Here is an 18,293-nt window from a genome sequence, read left to right on the forward strand (position 1 = left end):
CGCTAGTGCGCATCGGCGATGTGCTGGGTGCCGATCCGCTTGCGGAACACCCAGTAGGTCCACCCCTGGTAGAGCATCACCAGCGGGGCAGCAATAGCCGCGCACCACGTCATGATCTTGAGGGTGTACGGGCTGGACGAGGCATTGGTGACGGTCAGGCTCCACGCCTCGTCGAGGGAGGAAGGCATCACGTCAGGGAAGAGCGCCAGGAACAGCATCGCCACCGAGGTGGCGATGGTCACGCCCGAGAGGGCGAACGACCAGCCCTCCCGGCCCGCCTTCACCGCGAGGACCGCCACGGCCAGCGCCAGCACCGCCACGATCAGCGCAACCAGGCTCTTGCCGTCCCCGCGCGACGCCTGGGTCCACAGCAGGAAGCCGAGCGCCGGGACCATGGTGAGCACCCCCAGCTTCACGGCCAGTGCCCTGGCGCGGGTCCTGATGTCCCCCACCGTCTTCAGCGCCGCGAAGACCGCGCCGTGGAAGGTGAACAGCGTGAGCGTCACCAACCCGCCGAGCAGCGCGTACGGGTTGAGGAGGTCGAGGAGACCGCCGACGTACTCCTTGTTCTCGTCGATCTTCACGCCACGCGTGATGTTCCCGAAGGCGACGCCCCACAGGAAGGCCGGCAGCAACGAGGTCCAGAAGATCGCGTGCTCCCAGTTGGTCTGCCAGCGCTCCTCCGCCCGCTTGTGCCGGTACTCGAACGCGACGCCTCGCACGATCAGGCAGACGAGGATCAGCAGCAGTGGCAGATAGAAGCCCGAGAAGAGGGTGGCGTACCACTCGGGGAACGCGGCGAACGTGGCACCGCCCGCTGTGAGCAGCCAGACCTCGTTGCCGTCCCAGACCGGGCCGATGGTGTTGATCAGCACACGGCGCTCGGTGCGGTCCCTCGCCAGCAGCTTGGTGAGGACACCGATCCCGAAGTCGAAGCCCTCCAGGAAGAAGTAGCCGATCCACAGGACGGCGATGAGTATGAACCAGACGTTGTGGAGTTCCATGCCTCAGCAGCTCCTCAGCGGACTCAGTACGAGAAGGCCATCGGCCGGTCGGCGTCACGGTCGTCGCCGCCGATCTTGGTGGGTGGGGTCAGGTCGGCCTCGGTGAGCTCGGGCGGCCCGGCCTTGACGTACTTCACGAGCAGCCTGACCTCGATCACCGCGAGCACGGCGTAGAGCAGGGTGAAGACGGTCATCGAGATGAGAACCTCGCCCTGGGAGACACCGGGGGAGACCGCGTCGCGCGTACGCAGCACGCCGTAGACGACCCACGGCTGCCTGCCCATCTCGGTGAAGATCCAGCCCCAGGAGTTGGCGATCAGGGGGAAGGCCATCGTCCACAGCGCGATGAGCCAGTACCACCGGCCCAGACGAGGGCTGAGCGCCTTGTTCCTGAAGAGCATCAGATTGGGGACCTCGTCCTCGCCCGTGCGCAACGCGGCGGGCAGCAGGAACTTTCTGCGGGTCAGCCAGAGCCCGATCAGCCCGATGGTGAGCGAGGCCATGCCGAAGCCGATCATCCAGCGGAAGCCCCAGTAGGCCACCGGGATGTTGGGCCGGTAGTCGCCGGGCCCGTACGTCTCCTGGAGCTGCTCGTTGACGTCGTTGATGCCGGGGACGTGGGAGTCGAAGTCGCTGTGCGCGAGGAAGGACAGCAGGCCCGGGATCTCGACCGCCACCTTGTTGTGGCCCTCGTCGACGTCGCCGTAGGCGAAGACCGAGAACGGCGCGGGCGCCTCGCCGTCCCAGAGGGCTTCGGCGGCCGCCATCTTCATGGGCTGCTGCTCGTACATCACCTTGCCCAGCAGGTCACCGCTGACAGCGGTCATCAGACCGGCGACCGCGACCGTGACCAGGCCCACCCGCAGGGACGACCTCATGACGGGGATGTGCTTCCGGCGCGCCAGGTGGAAGGCCGATATGCCCGCCATGAAGGCGCCTCCGACGAGGAAGGCCGCCGTCATGGTGTGGAAGAACTGGGTGAGTGCGGTGTTCTGGGTCAGGACCAGCCAGAAGTCGGTGAGCTCGGCCCGTCCGCGCTCCTCGTTGATCCGGTAGCCGACCGGGTGCTGCATCCAGGAGTTGGCCGCCAGGATGAAGTAGGCGGAGAGGACCGTGCCGATCGAGACCATCCAGATGCAGGCCAGGTGGATCTTCTGCGGCAGCTTGTCCCAGCCGAAGATCCACAAACCGATGAACGTGGACTCGAAGAAGAAGGCGATCAGCGCCTCGAAGGCGAGCGGGGCACCGAAGACGTCACCGACGAAGCGCGAGTAGTCGGACCAGTTCATCCCGAACTGGAACTCCTGGACGATGCCCGTGACGACGCCCATGGCGATGTTGATCAGGAAGAGCTTTCCCCAGAACTTGGTGGCCCTGAGGTACTTCTCCTTACCCGTGCGCACCCATGCGGTCTGCAGGCCGGCGGTCAGTGCCGCGAGCGAGATCGTGAGGGGGACGAACAGGAAGTGGTAGACGGTGGTGATGCCGAACTGCCATCGCGCCAAGGTCTCTGGCGCCAGAGCGAGGTCCACGTCGTCTCTCCTTACGTCGCCGTGGTCACAGCGGGAGCCGTCCCCTCCCTTCGGCTGATTCCGGGAGCAACCGGGACGCGCTTGTGAACGCGTTCACATTCACAAGCATTATTGCGCACAGCCATTCGGACACTTTGACCGGGGGTGCCCCTTGCGCAGAGAACCCCCGCGAGCAGAACGCTCGCGGGGGCCCGAAGATCTTGCCTGGTCAGACCGCCTGCCGCCCTCCAGGGGCGTCGGGCGGCCAGGCGTCAGGCGTCCTTGCGGAACATCTCCGCCGTGTGCAGAAACACATCGTTCGCCTCGCACTCACCGATGGTCACGCGCACACCCTCGCCCGCGAACGGCCGGACGACCACGCCGGCCTTCTCGCACGCGGCGGCGAACTCGAGCGTGCGGTCGCCGAGGCGCATCCAGACGAAGTTCGCCTGCGTCTCGGGCACCGTCCAGCCCTGCTCGACCAGGGCATGGTGCACCCGGGCCCGCTCCGTGACCAGGCTGCCGACCCGCCCCAGCAGCTCGTCCTCGGCGCGGAGCGAGGCCACCGCCGCGTCCTGCGCGAGCTGGCTGACACCGAAGGGGACCGCCGTCTTGCGCAGCGCCGCGGCCACCGGCTCATGGGCGACCGCGAAGCCGACCCGCAGCCCCGCCAGCCCGTACGCCTTGGAGAAGGTGCGCAGCACCGCGACGTTCGGCCGCTCACGGTAGATCTCGAGTCCGTCGGGGACGTCGGCGTCGCGGATGAACTCCCGGTACGCCTCGTCGAGCACCACCAGTACGTCCGAGGGCACGCGGTCCAGGAACCGCTCCAGCTCGGCCCGCCGCACGACGGTGCCGGTCGGGTTGTTCGGGTTGCAGACGAAGATGAGGCGGGTCCGGTCGGTGATCGCCTCCGCCATGGCGTCGAGGTCGTGCACCTCCCCCTCGGTCAGCGGGACCTGCACGGACGTCGCTCCGCTGATCTGCGTGATGATCGGGTACGCCTCGAAGGAGCGCCAGGCGTAGATCACTTCGTCGCCGGGTCCGGAGGTGGACTGCAGCAGCGACTGCGCCACACCGACGGAGCCGGTGCCCGTCGCCAGGTGGGTCACCGGCACGCCGAACCGGTCCGCGAGCTCGTTCATCAGCCCGGTGCAGGCCATGTCGGGGTAGCGGTTGAAGTTCTGCGCCGCGGCGATCGCGCTCTCCATCACGCCGGGCAGCGGCGGATACGGGTTCTCGTTGGAGGACAGCTTGTAGGCGACCGGGCCGCCGGCCGCCGCGGGCCTGCCCGGCTTGTATGTGGGGATGCCGTCCAGCTCGGCGCGCAGCTTGGGGCTCGTCTCGCTCACCGCAGGTCCTCCTCGACCGTCCGTGCACATCGGTACTCAACCAATACTGCTCACCTTATGAGGATTCACCTCCGCTGCGAACGGCCGGAGGCACGGAACCTCGCGAACCCCTCGGGGCGGGCTTTCCGAGGACCGATCCGGGGGGAGCGCTCGCGACCGTGACACGCGCCGGTGGCTCGCGCCGTGGCGCGCATCCCCCGTAGTGATGAGTTGAGACCTCTTCGAGACATGGAGCCTTCGCCAGGCCCCGGCGGCCTGGCACCCGACACTCCATTGTGCTGACCTCCAACTCCCGCACTTTCCAAGGGAGTCGGCGCTAAGTGATCATGCAGAAACGTGCCTGTCAACGTGCGCATATGCGACCGGCCGTCCCACCTGCGCGAGCCCTACTATCGGCACGCCATGACAGCAGCAGGGAAGCATCAGGTGAGCCGGACGGACACATCCCGCCGGAGCGGTAGGCAAGGCCGGGCAGGCATCAGGGACGTGGCCGCCGCGGCCGGGGTCTCCATCACAACCGTCTCCGACGCCCTCAACGGCAAGGGCCGGCTCCCGGACGCCACCCGCCGACACGTCCGCGAGGTCGCAGACCGGCTGGGCTACCGCCCTTCCGCCGCGGCCCGCACCCTCCGTACCGGAAAGTCGGGCTTAATCGGCCTGACCGTGACGACGTACGGGGATGAACCTTTCACCTTCACGGAGTTCGCGTACTTCGCCGAGATGGCCAGAGCCGCGACCTCGGCCGCGCTCGCCCGCGGCTACGCACTCGTCATTCTGCCCGCCACCTCACGACACGACGTCTGGTCGAACGTCGCCCTCGACGGCACGGTCGTCATCGACCCCTCCGACCACGACCCGGTCGTCACCGAGCTGGTACGCCAAGGACTGCCCGTCGTCTCCGACGGCCGCCCCGCAGGCACCCTCCCGGTCACCGCCTGGGTGGACAACGACCACGAAGCCGCCGTACTCGATCTGCTCGACCATCTCGCCGCCGCCGGGGCCCGCCGCATCGGCCTGCTCACCGGCACGACCACCGACACGTACACCCGGCTGTCCACGACCGCCTACCTCAACTGGTGCGAACGCGTCGGCCAGGACCCCGTCTACGAGTCCTACCCCGCGCACGATCCGTGCGCCGGCGCCGTCGCCGCCGACCGGCTGCTCGCCCGGCCGGACCGGCCCGACGCCGTGTACGGGCTCTTCGACCCCAACGGCACCGATCTGCTGGCGGCCGCCCGCAGGTACGGCCTGCGCGTCCCCGACGATCTGCTCCTCGTGTGCTGCAGCGAGTCCACCGTGTACGCCACCACGGAGCCCCCGATCACCACGCTCTCGCTCAAGCCGCGCAGAATCGGCACGGCGGTCGTCCAGTTGCTGATCGACGCGATCGAGGGAATCGACGAGGACCGGCCGGTCGAGCAGGTGATACCGACCGAACTGATCGTCAGGACCTCGTCGCAGCGCCGTCCTCCGCGGACAACCGTGAGCCCACCACGGTCTCCCTCGAAGAACTGAACCGTCCCCACAAAGGACTGGACCTTCCCAATTGGGACGAAACAACCTGCGAACCAGGGATGCGCAAGGATTTCACCACCCCTGGTGCGTCACACACCGCCTGGCTCATTCCTATGATGGGCGAACGACACCGCGGACCACCCCGACCAGGCTGGGCCGAGAGGTGAACGGCGGCGCGACGGTGGTGGAGGGGTCGATGACTCAGGGGGCCGGTCAAGGACCCGTGGTCCGGACGGCGACGTTGCGCGATTTCCGCGTACCGCCGTACGCGCAGGTTCCCGTGCAGTCACACACAGCGGACCCGATCCATTCGGGCCATCCTGGCAACGCCTTCCCCGAGGGCGAACCGCCCGAGGGCTACACCCCCACCGCGCGCGACCTTCCCGTCATCGGCCGCGGCGGCCCGGGCGACACCGTGCAGATCCATGTCGACCCGGACGAGGCGCCCGCTCCCGACGGTCGGGGCCCGCTGTACGTCGTCGGCGATGTCCACGGCTACCTCGACGAGCTCGTCGCCGCCCTGGCGGCGAAGGGCCTCATCGACACCGAAGGTCACTGGGCCGCGGGCAACGCCCGGCTGTGGTTCCTCGGCGACTTCACCGACCGCGGTCCCGACGGGATCGGCGTCATCGACCTGGTCATGCGCCTTTCCGCGGAGGCCGCCGCTGCCGGCGGCTACTGCAAGGCCCTGATGGGCAACCACGAACTGCTGCTGATCGGCGCCAAACGCTTCGGGGACACGCCCGTCAACTCCGGTGCCGGCACCGCCACCTTCCAGGCCGCGTGGCTCCTCAACGGCGGCCAGAAGACGGACATGGACCGGCTGCAGGAGGTCCATCTGCAGTGGATGGCCAGGCTCGACGCGATCGTCGAGGAGGACAGCCACCTCCTGCTGCACTCCGACACGACCGCGTACCTCGATTACGGATCCACCATCGCGGACGTCAACGACACCGTGCACGCGGTCCTCACCCGGGGCGACGCGGACGAATGCTGGGACCTGTTCCGCAAGTTCACCAAGCGCTTCGCCTTCCGCGACGAGGGCGGACCGCAGGCGGTGCGCGAGCTGCTCTCCGCCTATGGCGGCCGGCGCATCGTCCATGGTCACAGCCCCATCCCGTACCTGCTGGGCGAGGTGGGCACCGAGGACGGCGAGGACGGCGACCGCCCGGTGGTCGAGGGTCCGCACGTCTACGCGGACGGGCTCGCCATCGCCATGGACGGCGGCGTGACCATGGCCGGAAAGCTTCTTGTCCAGCAGCTCCCCCTGACGGACTGAGCCGACTGCGGCGGGCGATTTACGGAAACCCCCTGTCACCCTGTGCCGTAACCGCTCTACCATCGGCGTATCCGTAGCAGACTCTCCTCCGTTTCCGCTCGACCGCCCGTCGTACGGGCCGTCCGGCCCTACGGAGCATCGGGGGATGCACATGAAAAGCGCTCCGCACCTGCTGAACGAGGACCGCGCCGAGTACCAGCGGGTCCTCGACGAAGCACTGCGCAACGCCCATGAACGCCCTGACCTCGCCGCCGTGGGACTACGCCTCAACGCCGAGCAGTTGCGCACCATGGCGCTCAACGCGACGGCACTGATAGCGGCCTCCGCCGCTGCCGAGTACGAGCACTACGTGAAAGTGCGCCGGGAGATGCGCACGTCGGCGGCCGCCTCGGCAAGCGGCTCCGTGCTGTCCCCCGCCGTCGGGCAGAGCGCCGACGGCGGCGGCGCCGGCTTCGCCGCCGTCATCGCGGTGCTCGCCCCCGTCCTCGCCGGGACCGCCGCGGCGATCTTCCTGCTCGTCGGCTACATCCTGAAGATGCTCAGCCCTACGCCGTCGTTCGCCGACGCCCTGCTGACGGCCGGGTGGTTCTTCGGCGCCCTCACGGCCGCCGCCATCCTGGTCGCCGCGGTGGGGCTGCTTCTGACGGCCTTGCGCAACGGTGCCGCCCAAGTGGCGGAAGAGGTGCCCGCCGGAGAGTTGCCGGACGAGGTGTCCAGAGCGAAGGACGCCTGGCGCCACGCCCTCCTGGAGCGCGGCATCCTGCCGTTCCTGCGGGCAGCCCTTGCCGACCCGAGCGCCGATCCGGCGTCCACCGCACCACCGCGGCCGGTCAGCCGGATCCCCAAGATCGGGTTCAGCGGACCGGAGTTCTCCAGCCCGGCGGAGGGGTCGACCGCCGGGCAGCGGCCGACCTTCACCAGCCCGGACTTCACGAGCCCCGACTTCGGCGGCCCGGAACACCGACCGGAGTGATGGACGAGGCTGAAGAAGACCCGCAGGCCAAGCAGCCCGATCACCGTGGCCACGGCACCGGGAACGGGGCGCGCCAGCGGACCCTCCCGCGAGCAGCAGACCGACTTCGCCAGCATCCCGGCCCACGCCTCAGCGTCACTGGTCAGCGGGTCGTCGCCGCCGACCCCTTCCTGGGCCTGAGCAGCCCTCGCGGTACTGCATACGGGACTTGGGCACCGCAGCCGGTCCGGATACGGCAGGTCCGCCGCCCTGTCGTGGAGCCTTCAGCCGCCGGTTACCGGACGCGGCGCTTTCCTGCGCTCCGGCGGCCCAGGCGGATGCGGAGGAAGACGAGGTCGGCGACGAGCAGCATCACGCCGATGATCAGCAGGTAGAACAGTCCCTCGGTCATCACTCCGATGATGCCCAGCACGATCGCCACGATGATCAGTAGGAGAAAGAGAGCCATCCGTATCGCCTCATGTCGCGGTGTTCTGGCCCGTCTGCGGGTGCTCCATGACGATCGGGTGTGTCCCGCCGGTGCCGGTGTCGATGAGGATCTGCTCGGCCGTGGCGTTGTCGGCGCCGACAGCTCGGGCCATCGCGGCGCGTGCCGCGTCGGGCGTCGTGTCCGGGGGGATCACCAACAGGGAGAAGTGATCTCGATCGCCTCGGGTAATGAGGACGGTGTCGTCGCCGACCGGGAAGGAGTCGATGTGGACGACCCGGTCTCCGATGATCAAACGTGTCGGTAGTTCCTCCCAGGCGCCGGCGTCCAGACCGACGCGGGTGACAGGTCCGAGATGCTCGGTCAACGCGGTGATCAGCAAGGGAAGCTCAGCACCGACGTCGCGGGAACGCGGCCACCATGCGCCGTCGAGGATTCCCTCGCGGGCATGTGTCGTCTCCAGCCGCAGGAGGGCGGTTCCAGGTTTGACGACTTTGTGGATCGCGTCTGGCAGAAGCTTCGGTTCACGCGGGGTTTCGGCGTCGGACATGGTGGGCTCACCCGTCTGCGGGATTCGGTTAGCGTTCGCTGATCGCCTGGGGCAACGTCGGCGCGCCTTCCGGTTTCAACGTACTCCGTGAGCCCACGCCCAGGCCTGCCGTGCGCTGCGGATGCGTACCCGGGTTCCCATGGAAGTCGCTGGTCACGTGCGGGTTCACCGGACCTTGGCCGGAGTACAGTGGAGAAACCGGGAGTACTTCGCACACCGGCTTCCATGTCGGTGTCGTTCTCGGCGGGCAACTAACACCGGGACGTCGAAGACAAGCCCCGGGGACAGGTCCGCGCCATGACCGCGACGATCGACCGTATGACCATCAGTGAGCGCGTGACCTCACCACCGGCCCGCCTGTCTCTGACCCCGACGGGGCCGGTTCCAGGTCTGCTGGATGGTGCCTGGTGGCCTCGCTCTCGCGATCTTTCCCGTGAACTCCCCGCTCTCATCGCCGTGCTGGACGCACGCTGGGGCCGGATCACGCGTGTCACGGTGAACCCGACCCACTGGCCCAAGATCCCGCGCAAGGTGCCCGTGGCCGGGCACACGGTGCACGTGGGCTGGTTCGCCGACGAGCAGGACCCGCACAAGCTGATCCTCCTCTCCTACACCGCCGGCCGCTGGGACCTACTGGTCATCCCGCCGGAGACCGACGCGGCTGCCGCCGCCCGGCTGATTGCCACCGCGACCACCCCCGGCGGGCTCGCCAGCGCCAGCGCTCTGATGACGAACGAGAACACCTCCCGTGAGGCGAGGGAGTCGCTCGACCGGGAAGAGGAGTGGGAAACCGAAGGCGGGCACGCCTCAGGAGCGGCCGAGAACCCGAATCCGAACCCGCCCGGATCCATAAGCTCCGCCCGAGGGAGGTGAGGACATGGAAATCGCCATCACCGTGTCCGCGATCATCGCCATGATCATCATCGGGGTGCTGCTCATCCATCGGCTCAACGGCCGGCACGACGAACGGATCGCAGCATTCCACTACGGCGATGCCCTGCCAGGAATCGGCCGACGGAGCCGGAATACCCCACACCGGAAGGACATGCCGGGTCGCCCGCCGTCCCCGCCAACGCGCTCGTCACCACTCAAGGCGAACACCGAGACGGGGCCGCCGATGACGCCTGACCTGTCTCCTGACGGAGGCCGTGCCGGTGAGGGTGGCGCCAAGCGTCCGCCCACCGGCACGGCGTCCCGATGAAAGAGGCCACCTTGAAGCCAACGGAACAACCCCCCTCGGACGGGCGGGCCGAGGTGCGGATCGTCGCGGCATCCCCCGAGGCCGCCCGTCAGGTCGCAGAGGCACTCCGTCAACGCTTCGCCGCCACCGAACAGCGCAGCTACCCCGCGGGGAGCGACGGCGGAACCCGCCTCCACCTCACGGTGGACACGACGCACACGGCAAAGCGGGAACAGCCCTGGCTGGAAACCAGTCGACCCTCCGCGCAGGACCGCACACAGACGGACGAAGTCTGAGGAAAGGCAGGACTGGCCGCAGCCTGCGAGTATCTCGCGGGCGACGGGCTCATCACGGTCTCGACTGTAAAGAATGCATTGCCTGAAGAGTCCCTTATGCCGGAGAAGCGGCATAGGCATAGCATTGTGCATGGGTCGGCGCACTTCTCACGTGCGACCGGCCTGGATGAGCGGCCCCGGTGTGCAAACGCCGGGGCCGTTGCGCACGGTCGACGCGACGGAAGTAATCGAGCGGATCCTGGCAGCAAGGCATCGAATCCCAGCACACGGCTGCCCCGGGCGACCCACTCGTTGGAGACAGCCGGCGCGGCAGGCGAACGTGAAAGCAGGGCTGGTGACGTGAAGGGCGCTTCTATGGCGGATGGCGATCGGCAGCCCGGCAAGGGCAGGGTGGACCGGTCGGAGGGGTTCGGTGAGCGGCTGTTGGGGGTGCTGCTGGACCGGGCGCACGAGATGCCGCCGCAGCTGATCGCCCCGCTGATCGCGGAAGAGGTGGCCCGGGTCGGTGGCCGGGACATCTCGATCCTCCTGCAGGACTATGCACAGCTCCTGCTCATGCCGCTGCCGGGCAGGGGGCTGAGCGTCGGTGAGCCTGAGCCGATCGGAGGCTCCCATGCCGGCACGGCCTTCCTGAACGCGGCCCCTGTCGAGGTACCGCAGGCCGATGGCGTTCGGATGTATCTGCCGTTGCTGGACGGCAGCGACCAGGTGGGAGTGTTGGTCCTCACCCTGGAGACCGTCGATGACGACGACCGGCGTCTGCTGCGCAGGCTCGCCGGGCTGATCGCCGACATGCTGGTCACCAAGCACAGCTACACCGACCAGTTCTTCCTCACCCGGCGCCGTGAACCCATGAGCGTGGCCGCGGAGATCCAGTGGTCTCTGCTCCCGCCGCTGGTGATGTCCGTCCCCCAGGTCGCGGTGGCCGGAATCCTGGAGCCCGCCTACAACGTCGCCGGCGACAGCTTCGACTACGCACTCAACGACGACATCCTGCACGTGGCCGTGCTCGATGCGATGGGCCACGGCCTCAACGCCGCCACGATGGCCACCGTCGCCATCGGCGCCTACCGGCACTCCAGACGGGCCGGTATCGGCCTGTCCGAGATCTATGCGTTCATGGACCGGGCCATCGCCGAGCAGTTCGGCCCCGAACACTTCGTCACCGCGCAGATGATGCGTCTGAACATCGCAACGGGCCACCTGCAGTGGGTCAACGCGGGTCACCCCGCACCACTGCTGATCCGCAACCACCAGGTCCTGCGTCGGCTGGATGGCCCCACCACCTTCCCGGTCGGCTTCGGAGGTGAGAAGCCCCAGGTCAGCGAGGAGGTGCTCCTGCGCGGCGACCGGGTGCTGTGCTTCACCGACGGCCTGATCGAGGAGCACGAAGCCGGGGAAGAGGAGTTCGGCGAGGAACAGCTCATCCACTGGGTCAACCGCATCGAGCAGACCGGGGAGGGAGTGCGGGCGGTGGTGCGCTCGCTCTCCCACGCCCTGAAGGAGGAACGGGGCGGGAGCACCAGTGACGACGCGACCCTGTTCCTCATCGAGTGGCGAGGGGGCGCCGCCGACCACCTCGCCATCCTGGAGTGAGCCGACAGCCGCCCCATCGTTGAAGGAGCCGATGCGCACAGGCCCGCAGTCCGAACGGGCCCTCAGATCACCGGAACCTGCGAGGCACCGAGGCCAAACTCGCTGAACGATCGGGGCGAGCCAACACGTTCGTCGTGCCTGGTTTGATCGGCGGTTCATGGACGGTGATCTGAAGCTCGGCGACTTCCCCGGCCCCGCGAACGCGTCGGCCTGCGCCGGTCACAATGGCCCATCAGAGATCGCCGCCCGATTCGAGCCACCGGAGTGCGTCCTGCCGCGGCGCGGTTCGTGAGAGACGACAGCGTCCCCCGGAGCGTATGCCGAGGGACGCTGAGACGTCAGATCAGGTCGCAATAGGCAGGTAGACGCGGTGGCCGGCCTCCGCGAACTCCTTCGACTTGGCGAGCATGCCCGCTTCAACGTCATCGTCACTGGTCATGGCGAGATCCGGGGCGAACCGCTCCGTGATGCTTCTGCTGATCTTCATCGAGCAGAACTTGGGACCGCACATCGAGCAGAAGTGCGCGGTCTTCGCCGGTTCGGCCGGCAGCGTCTCGTCGTGGAACTCCCTTGCCGTGTCCGGATCGAGGGCCAGATTGAACTGGTCCTCCCACCGGAACTCGAAGCGCGCGTCGGACAGCGCGTCGTCCCACTCCTGGGCGCCCGGGTGCCCCTTGGCGAGGTCCGCCGCATGCGCGGCGATCTTGTAGGTGATGACGCCGGTCTTCACGTCGTCACGGTTCGGCAGGCCCAGGTGCTCCTTGGGTGTCACGTAGCAGAGCATGGCCGTGCCCCACCAGGCGATCATGGCCGCTCCGATGCCGGAGGTGATGTGGTCGTAGGCGGGGGCCACATCGGTGGTGAGCGGACCGAGTGTGTAGAACGGCGCCTCCTCGCAGATCTCCTGCTGGAGGTCGATGTTCTCCTTGATCTTGTGCATCGGGACGTGACCGGGGCCTTCGATCATCGTCTGAACATTGAAACGCTTGGCGATCGAGTTGAGCTCCCCGAGCGTCTTCAGCTCGGCGAACTGCGCCTCGTCGTTGGCGTCCGCGATCGAGCCGGGCCGCAGGCCGTCACCGAGGGAGTACGTCACGTCGTACGCGGCGAGGATCTCGCAGAGCTCCTCGAAGTGCTCGTACAGGAAGGACTCCTTGTGGTGCGCGAGGCACCACGCCGCCATGATCGAGCCGCCGCGCGAGACGATGCCGGTCTTGCGGCGCGCCGTCAGCGGCACGTAGCGCAGCAGTACCCCCGCGTGGACCGTCATGTAGTCCACGCCCTGCTCGGCCTGTTCGATGACGGTGTCCTTGTAGACGTCCCAGGTCAGCTCCTCGGCCTTGCCGTCGACCTTCTCCAGTGCCTGGTACAGCGGCACGGTGCCGATCGGCACGGGGGAGTTGCGCAGCACCCACTCACGGGTGGTGTGGATGTTGCGTCCCGTGGACAGGTCCATGACCGTGTCGGCGCCCCAGCGGGTCGCCCAGGTCATCTTCTCCACCTCCTCCTCGATGGAGGAGGTGACCGCGGAGTTGCCGATGTTGGCGTTGACCTTCACCAGGAACCGCTTGCCGATGATCATCGGCTCGATCTCCGGGTGGTTCACGTTCGCCGGCAGAACGGCCCGGCCGGCCGCGATCTCCTCCCGCACCACCTCGGGGGAGACGTTCTCGCGGATGGCGACGTACTCCATCTCCGGCGTGATCTCGCCCCGGCGGGCGTACGCGAGCTGGGTGACGGCCTGGCCGTCACGTCCGCGGCGGGGCTGGCGCGGGCGGCCGGGGAACACCGCGTCGAGGTTGCGCAGCCCGCCGCGCGGCGACGTGTGCTTGATTCCGTCGTCCTCGGGCCTGACCGGCCGCCCCGCGTACTCCTCGGTGTCGCCGCGGCCGATGATCCAGTTCTCCCGCAGCGGCGGCAGGCCGCGGCGTACGTCGGTCTCGACGTTCGGGTCGGTGTACGGACCGGACGTGTCGTACAGCGTCACGTCCTTGCCGTTGGTGAGGTGCACCTTGCGGACCGGCACACGGAGGTCGGGGCGCGAACCCTCGACGTATCCCTTGTGCCAGCCGATGGACTTCCCGGCCTCGTCGTTCTGGTCCGAGGCAGGCGTGCGTGCGTCCGATACGGTCATGAGACCTACTCCCTACGCCGGCATTACCCGGTAACAGGTTCGGCGGTCGGCGCAGCTGTCCCGTACGGATGTACGAAGGTCAGCGCCCTCTCAGCCCGGTGCTCCGAGCTCCCGCGTGTGCAAAGGTGCCACCACGCTAGCGTCATATCTGGCGTGCTGAACAGAGGGCCCCTCCTGCTCTTGCGATGATCGGTCCGTGACCTCATCGCCGCAGCCCCCAGAACCGCACGGCCAGGCCCACAGTCATGCGCACAGTCATGGGCCCGCCGCGCCAGTCTCCAAGCACCTTCGCAAGGTCATCGCCGCTGTTCTGATCCCCTTCGCGACGGCAGTCCTCGTCGGGCTCGCCGTACTGTGGCCGGGGGGCGCACCCGGCCATGAGCGCACCGGTGTCGGCTTCGACCGCCAGACGGAGCAGGGCGAGGTGGTCTCACTCGAGAGGGTCGACTGCAAGGACGTCAACGCCGCCCAGGTCCCGCCGACCGGCGACACCTCCACGCCGGAGGGCCGCGAGGCGGTCAACTCGCAGCAGGGCCAGTGCGCCAGGGCGACCGTCGAAGTGACCACGGGCAAGGACAAGGGCCGCACCTTCATCGAGATCGTCCAGCCGGACGCGCCACGTCAGTTGAAGGAGGGTCAGGGTGTGGTCGTCGCGTACGCCCCGGACGCGCCCCGCGATCTCCAGTACTCGGTGACGGACATCGACCGGGGATTCCCGATGGCGCTGCTGGCCGGGATCTTCGCTCTCGTCGTGGTGCTCGTGGGCCGGTTGCGCGGCGTGATGGCCCTGATCTCGCTCGCCGCCTCGTTCGCCGTGTTGACGCTCTTCATCCTGCCCGCGATTCTGCAGGGGTCCAATCCCCTGGTCGTGGCCGTGGTCGGGGCGAGCGCCATCATGCTGATCGCGCTCTACCTGTGCCACGGGGTGACCGCGCGGACCTCCGTCGCGGTGCTCGGCACACTGATCTCCTTGCTGCTGATCGGGCTGCTCGGCTCGCTGTTCATCGGCTGGGCCAGCCTCAGTGGGAACACCGACGACAACACCGGTCTGATCCACGGCCTGTATCCCGAGATCGACATGAGCGGCCTGCTGCTGGCCGGCGTCATCATCGGCTCGCTCGGCGTTCTGGACGACGTGACGGTGACGCAGACCTCGGCCGTCTGGGAGCTGCATCAGGCGGACCCCGACATGGGGCCCCGGGCGCTCTACCGCTCGGCCATCCGTATCGGCCGCGACCACATCGCGTCCGTCGTCAACACGCTGGTGCTCGCCTATGCGGGCGCCGCTCTGCCGCTGTTGCTGCTCTTCTCCATCGCGCAGTCCAGCGTGGGCACCGTAGCCACCAGCGAGTTGGTGGCCGAGGAGATCGTACGGACGCTGGTGGGGTCGATCGGCCTGGTCGCGTCGGTGCCGGTGACCACCGTCCTCGCCGCCCTGGTGGTCTCCGCGGACCGCTCCGGTCCGGCGGGGCCGGGCAAGGAGAACGGGGCGCCGGTGCGGACGGGCAGGGGGCGGCGGCGCAAGGCGTGAGCGGACGGCGAGTGGCGGGGGCAGCCGTGTCAGCCGGCGTTCTCTTCCGCGAGGATGCGGCCGAGCGCTTCCTCCAGGCTGAGCTCGAGGTCACCCAGCGTGAGCTCCTGCCCCATCGGCAACAGCTTGTCCGTGCGGTCGAGGAAGGCGACCAGCGGCGCCGCTCCCGCCCTGAACAGTGCGGAATCCGCGCCGACGCGAAGCCTGATCATGACGTCCGACAGGCTTTCCGGTCCCACGGGCGCGATGTGCACATCACCGTCCCCGCTCGGCCCGTTGATCCCGTCGAGCAGCAGCTCCCGCCCGAATGCCCAGGTCACAGGCGCGTCACCGGGCAGGTGGAAGGTCATCCGCACCGCGTACGGATCTCCTGTCTCGTAATCCAGTCCCACCGGAATCCGGAAGGAGAGTTCCTCGGAGACGAGGAACCTCATCAGAACCTCGGCCTGGACCGACTCGCACATCACATACCCCGCAGCAGATGAAGCAATGAATGAACCCGCACTGACAAAGCAGAAGGAAACGGCCAGGAACGATCCCCCTAGACCCTCTTGACGCCATCGTGGTCGAAGGCCTAGCAGATCACAAGGAGTGATATTTCAGATACTGATAGAGAAGGCAAGTGACCCCAACAGCCCACCGATTCGGCTGCGCAACTGCTCAACTGCCGGAAGCAGCCTGGCCTCCTGGTCCAACGGGAGTGAAATGGCCATCGTTGCGGCATGGCGACCAACAGTGATCGGAATGGCGGCACAGACCGTGCCGAGTGCATATTCCTGCCGTTCCACGACGGGCTCCATGGACCCTCGCGCGGCGAGTCGCTCGAGCATCGTGCGCCCGTCACGCACCGTGTACGGCGTCACGGGCTGCACGGGATGGCGGCTCAGGTGGTCGCGGCGAGACGATTCGTCGAGCTGCCACAGCAGGCACTGGCCCAGCGCATGCGCGTGTCCGGTCTCCCGGAAGTCGGCCCACTCGGGCACGGCGGGGGCGTACGGCGTGTCGGAGACCGCGACGATGTCGATCTCGCCCTCGCGGTAGACGGCGAAATAGACGGGGACACCGATCGCGTCCCGCCAGTGCGCGAGGGAGTCCTCGAGGGTGGTGTGTCGATCCTCCGGCGTACCGCCGACCAGACGTTCGACGGCGTCCCCGAGCGTGTACACACCGCTCCGCCGCCGCAGGTAGCCGTCGTGGGTCAGGGTCCGCAGCAGGTGGTAGGCGGTCGGCAGAGGGATCCCGGCCTCGCGTGCGAGCTGCTTCGCGGGAGCCCCGTCCGGATGTGCGCCTGCCGCTTCCAGCAGTCTCAAGGCACGCTGCACGGAGCTGATCAGGGTAGGTGTAGCGGCTTTCGTCGTCCCGGCCACAGGTCACCCCCAGGCATGGTGGCGGGCAGCACGCCCACCCGCGAGGGGGCCGCCCCCGCGCGGCCGCCGCAGCCCCGAGCCCTCGACAGGCATCGGCCCCGGGACACCTACAGGTGCTGTTGGGAACGCCGGTGTTCCCAGGGGGCGGCAGAGGGCAGCCACATTAAACGGGAGGGCCTGACCGTGTACGCCGATTGCCCGGCCGTTCCCCCGGCCGGGCTAACGGCGGCGCCCCTGGTGGGCCGTGCGGCTACCAGTCACCGCGTGAGCCGACTGACGACATGAACTTCCTTACGACGAAGACGAGTCCGCCGACGAGGGCAACGAAGACCAGCAGCTTGAAGAGCAGCCCGATCACGAACCCGACGACGTTCGCGATGAGTCCACCGAACACGAGCAGCGCGATCACAGGGATCGCCACCCACTTCACCCACCACGGCATCCCCGTGAGCATCTCCCGCACAGCCATCGTCCCTACCTCGTTTCTCCGGTTTGCCTGCCTTCGATGCTAGGCGGGCGGGAGCGTGGAACGGGGCCCGCGAGCCCTTGAACTCCCCTGACCGAACCCCTAGGGACCGGCAGGGTCGGCCGTCAGCTCTCAGGCGGAGAGAAGACCACCATGACCCGCAGGTCCTCGCTGATGTGGTGGAACTTGTGCGGGACCCCCGCCGGCACGTAGACGACGCTTCCGCGCCCCACCTGCGTGGTCTCCATGCCCACGGTGATCGCCGCGCGGCCGCTGACCACGAAGTAGACCTCGTCCTGTTTGTGGGGCAGCTGGGGGTCGATCTCACCGGCGTCGAGCGCGTACAGGCCGACCGACATGTTCCGTTCCCGCAGGAATTGCAGGTATGCCCCGTCGTTCGCGGCGCGCTCCGCCTCGAGTTCGTCCAGCCGGAATGCCTTCATGCCTGTCCCGCCCCTGCACTCGGTCCGATCACGTCTGCCACGATCAGACACATGATGAATTTCCTAGTCAAGACGATCGCGAACGCCGGTGCCCTCTGGGTGGCCGTGTGGTTGCTGCAGGACATAACACTGACCGGTGACAGCACCGGCAAGAAGGCCTGGACCCTGGTCCTGGTCGCCCTTCTCTTCGGCCTGGTGAACTTCGTCGTCAAGCCCGTGGTGAAGCTGCTGACCCTGCCGTTGTTCATCCTCACCCTCGGTCTGATCACCCTGGTGATCAACGCCCTGATGCTGCTCCTCACCTCGTGGCTCGCCGACAAGCTGGACCTCGGGTTCCACGTCGACGGCTTCTGGACGGCGGTGCTCGGCGGCCTGATCATCTCCGTCGTCTCCTGGGCGCTGAACCTCGCCCTGCCCGACAAGGACTGACCGGCGCATGAACTCCCCTTATCGCGTCTGCTTCGTCTGCACGGGCAACATCTGCCGGTCGCCGATGGCCGAGGCGGTCTTCCGCGCCTTCGTCGAGCACGCCGGGCTCGGCCCCGTCGTGCGTGTCGACAGCGCCGGCACCGGTGGGTGGCACGAGGGGGACGGCGCCGACCCGCGTACCGTCTCGGTCCTGGAGGCGAACGGCTACCCCTCGAACCACTCCGCCCGGCAGTTCCGGGC

The 18,293-nt window shown here is 68.0% G+C and carries 20 protein-coding genes; 10 read left to right on the forward strand and 10 right to left on the reverse strand.

The features are described 5' to 3' along the window. Positions 1-2: 2 nt before the first annotated feature. The 3 genes from cydB to hisC form a co-directional block, all read right to left on the reverse strand. Entirely contained in the window at positions 3-1,004 is a 1,002-nt protein-coding gene (gene cydB / locus ACWGH4_RS01985; protein WP_453454477.1) for a cytochrome d ubiquinol oxidase subunit II, read from the reverse strand. Between the two features lie 23 nt (positions 1,005-1,027). Then, positions 1,028-2,536: a cytochrome ubiquinol oxidase subunit I gene (locus ACWGH4_RS01990; RefSeq protein WP_453454479.1), complete on the reverse strand. Its 1,509-nt coding sequence runs from the start codon at positions 2,534-2,536 to the stop codon at positions 1,028-1,030. Positions 2,537-2,787: 251 nt separating this feature from the next. Then, positions 2,788-3,867, reverse strand: coding sequence for a histidinol-phosphate transaminase (gene hisC / locus ACWGH4_RS01995; RefSeq protein ID WP_453454480.1), 1,080 nt, complete (start codon positions 3,865-3,867; stop codon positions 2,788-2,790). 402 nt (positions 3,868-4,269) lie between these two features. Between hisC and ACWGH4_RS02000 the strand changes: the two genes are divergently transcribed. The 3 genes from ACWGH4_RS02000 (at position 4,270) to ACWGH4_RS02010 (ending at position 7,634) form a co-directional block, all read left to right on the forward strand. Next, on the forward strand, positions 4,270-5,382 hold the full coding sequence (locus tag ACWGH4_RS02000) for a LacI family DNA-binding transcriptional regulator (RefSeq protein ID WP_364587152.1): 1,113 nt from the start codon (positions 4,270-4,272) through the stop codon (positions 5,380-5,382). A 181-nt stretch (positions 5,383-5,563) separates the two neighbouring features. After that, complete coding sequence (locus ACWGH4_RS02005) at positions 5,564-6,661, forward strand: metallophosphoesterase (protein ID WP_453454504.1); 1,098 nt, start codon at positions 5,564-5,566, stop codon at positions 6,659-6,661. Positions 6,662-6,806: 145 nt separating this feature from the next. Beyond that, entirely contained in the window at positions 6,807-7,634 is an 828-nt protein-coding gene (locus tag ACWGH4_RS02010) for a hypothetical protein (protein ID WP_453454482.1), read from the forward strand. A 274-nt stretch (positions 7,635-7,908) separates the two neighbouring features. On the opposite strand, the gene ACWGH4_RS02015 is transcribed toward ACWGH4_RS02010, so the two are convergent. Both ACWGH4_RS02015 and ACWGH4_RS02020 read right to left on the reverse strand, forming a co-directional pair. Continuing rightward, positions 7,909-8,082: a hypothetical protein gene (locus ACWGH4_RS02015; protein WP_453454484.1), complete on the reverse strand. Its 174-nt coding sequence runs from the start codon at positions 8,080-8,082 to the stop codon at positions 7,909-7,911. A gap of 10 nt (positions 8,083-8,092) precedes the next feature. After that, positions 8,093-8,611, reverse strand: coding sequence for a DUF5994 family protein (locus ACWGH4_RS02020; RefSeq protein WP_453454486.1), 519 nt, complete (start codon positions 8,609-8,611; stop codon positions 8,093-8,095). A 297-nt stretch (positions 8,612-8,908) separates the two neighbouring features. On the opposite strand from ACWGH4_RS02020, the gene ACWGH4_RS02025 reads away from it, so the two are divergent. The 4 genes from ACWGH4_RS02025 to ACWGH4_RS02040 all read left to right on the forward strand — a co-directional run bounded on the left by ACWGH4_RS02025 (position 8,909) and on the right by ACWGH4_RS02040 (position 11,683). Continuing rightward, on the forward strand, positions 8,909-9,484 hold the full coding sequence (locus ACWGH4_RS02025) for a DUF5994 family protein (protein ID WP_453454487.1): 576 nt from the start codon (positions 8,909-8,911) through the stop codon (positions 9,482-9,484). A gap of 4 nt (positions 9,485-9,488) precedes the next feature. Continuing rightward, complete coding sequence (locus tag ACWGH4_RS02030; RefSeq protein ID WP_453454488.1) at positions 9,489-9,812, forward strand: hypothetical protein; 324 nt, start codon at positions 9,489-9,491, stop codon at positions 9,810-9,812. A gap of 11 nt (positions 9,813-9,823) precedes the next feature. Then, the gene (locus ACWGH4_RS02035; protein ID WP_453454489.1) at positions 9,824-10,087 is read left to right on the forward strand and encodes a hypothetical protein; all 264 of its coding nucleotides are present in this window, start codon (positions 9,824-9,826) and stop codon (positions 10,085-10,087) included. Positions 10,088-10,441: 354 nt separating this feature from the next. Then, positions 10,442-11,683: a PP2C family protein-serine/threonine phosphatase gene (locus tag ACWGH4_RS02040; protein WP_453454491.1), complete on the forward strand. Its 1,242-nt coding sequence runs from the start codon at positions 10,442-10,444 to the stop codon at positions 11,681-11,683. Between the two features lie 343 nt (positions 11,684-12,026). On the opposite strand, the gene thiC is transcribed toward ACWGH4_RS02040, so the two are convergent. After that, on the reverse strand, positions 12,027-13,817 hold the full coding sequence (gene thiC, locus ACWGH4_RS02045) for a phosphomethylpyrimidine synthase ThiC (protein WP_453454493.1): 1,791 nt from the start codon (positions 13,815-13,817) through the stop codon (positions 12,027-12,029). A gap of 196 nt (positions 13,818-14,013) precedes the next feature. Between thiC and ACWGH4_RS02050 the strand changes: the two genes are divergently transcribed. Beyond that, entirely contained in the window at positions 14,014-15,348 is a 1,335-nt protein-coding gene (locus ACWGH4_RS02050; protein WP_453454495.1) for a YibE/F family protein, read from the forward strand. Between the two features lie 29 nt (positions 15,349-15,377). Here the strand turns inward: ACWGH4_RS02050 and ACWGH4_RS02055 are convergent, their stop codons facing one another. The 4 genes from ACWGH4_RS02055 to ACWGH4_RS02070 all read right to left on the reverse strand — a co-directional run bounded on the left by ACWGH4_RS02055 (position 15,378) and on the right by ACWGH4_RS02070 (position 17,624). Then, positions 15,378-15,812: an SsgA family sporulation/cell division regulator gene (locus ACWGH4_RS02055; RefSeq protein ID WP_441263300.1), complete on the reverse strand. Its 435-nt coding sequence runs from the start codon at positions 15,810-15,812 to the stop codon at positions 15,378-15,380. 135 nt (positions 15,813-15,947) lie between these two features. Beyond that, positions 15,948-16,715 carry an IclR family transcriptional regulator gene (locus tag ACWGH4_RS02060; RefSeq protein ID WP_453454497.1) on the reverse strand — a complete coding sequence of 256 codons (768 nt, stop codon included), beginning with the start codon at positions 16,713-16,715 and terminating at the stop codon, positions 15,948-15,950. A gap of 250 nt (positions 16,716-16,965) precedes the next feature. Next, entirely contained in the window at positions 16,966-17,178 is a 213-nt protein-coding gene (locus ACWGH4_RS02065; RefSeq protein ID WP_453454506.1) for a DUF5326 family protein, read from the reverse strand. A gap of 128 nt (positions 17,179-17,306) precedes the next feature. Next, positions 17,307-17,624, reverse strand: coding sequence for a cupin domain-containing protein (locus ACWGH4_RS02070; RefSeq protein ID WP_005315079.1), 318 nt, complete (start codon positions 17,622-17,624; stop codon positions 17,307-17,309). Positions 17,625-17,675: 51 nt separating this feature from the next. Between ACWGH4_RS02070 and ACWGH4_RS02075 the strand changes: the two genes are divergently transcribed. Together ACWGH4_RS02075 and ACWGH4_RS02080 are read left to right on the forward strand one after the other, a co-directional pair. Next, a complete protein-coding gene (locus ACWGH4_RS02075) occupies positions 17,676-18,053 on the forward strand; it encodes a phage holin family protein (protein ID WP_453454499.1) in 378 nt (125 codons plus the stop codon). A 7-nt stretch (positions 18,054-18,060) separates the two neighbouring features. Continuing rightward, positions 18,061-18,293: arsenate reductase/protein-tyrosine-phosphatase family protein (locus ACWGH4_RS02080; protein ID WP_453454500.1), on the forward strand; the 233-nt coding region annotated here is incomplete at its 3' end.

It is taken from the genome of Streptomyces sp. NPDC054847 (assembly GCF_053610925.1).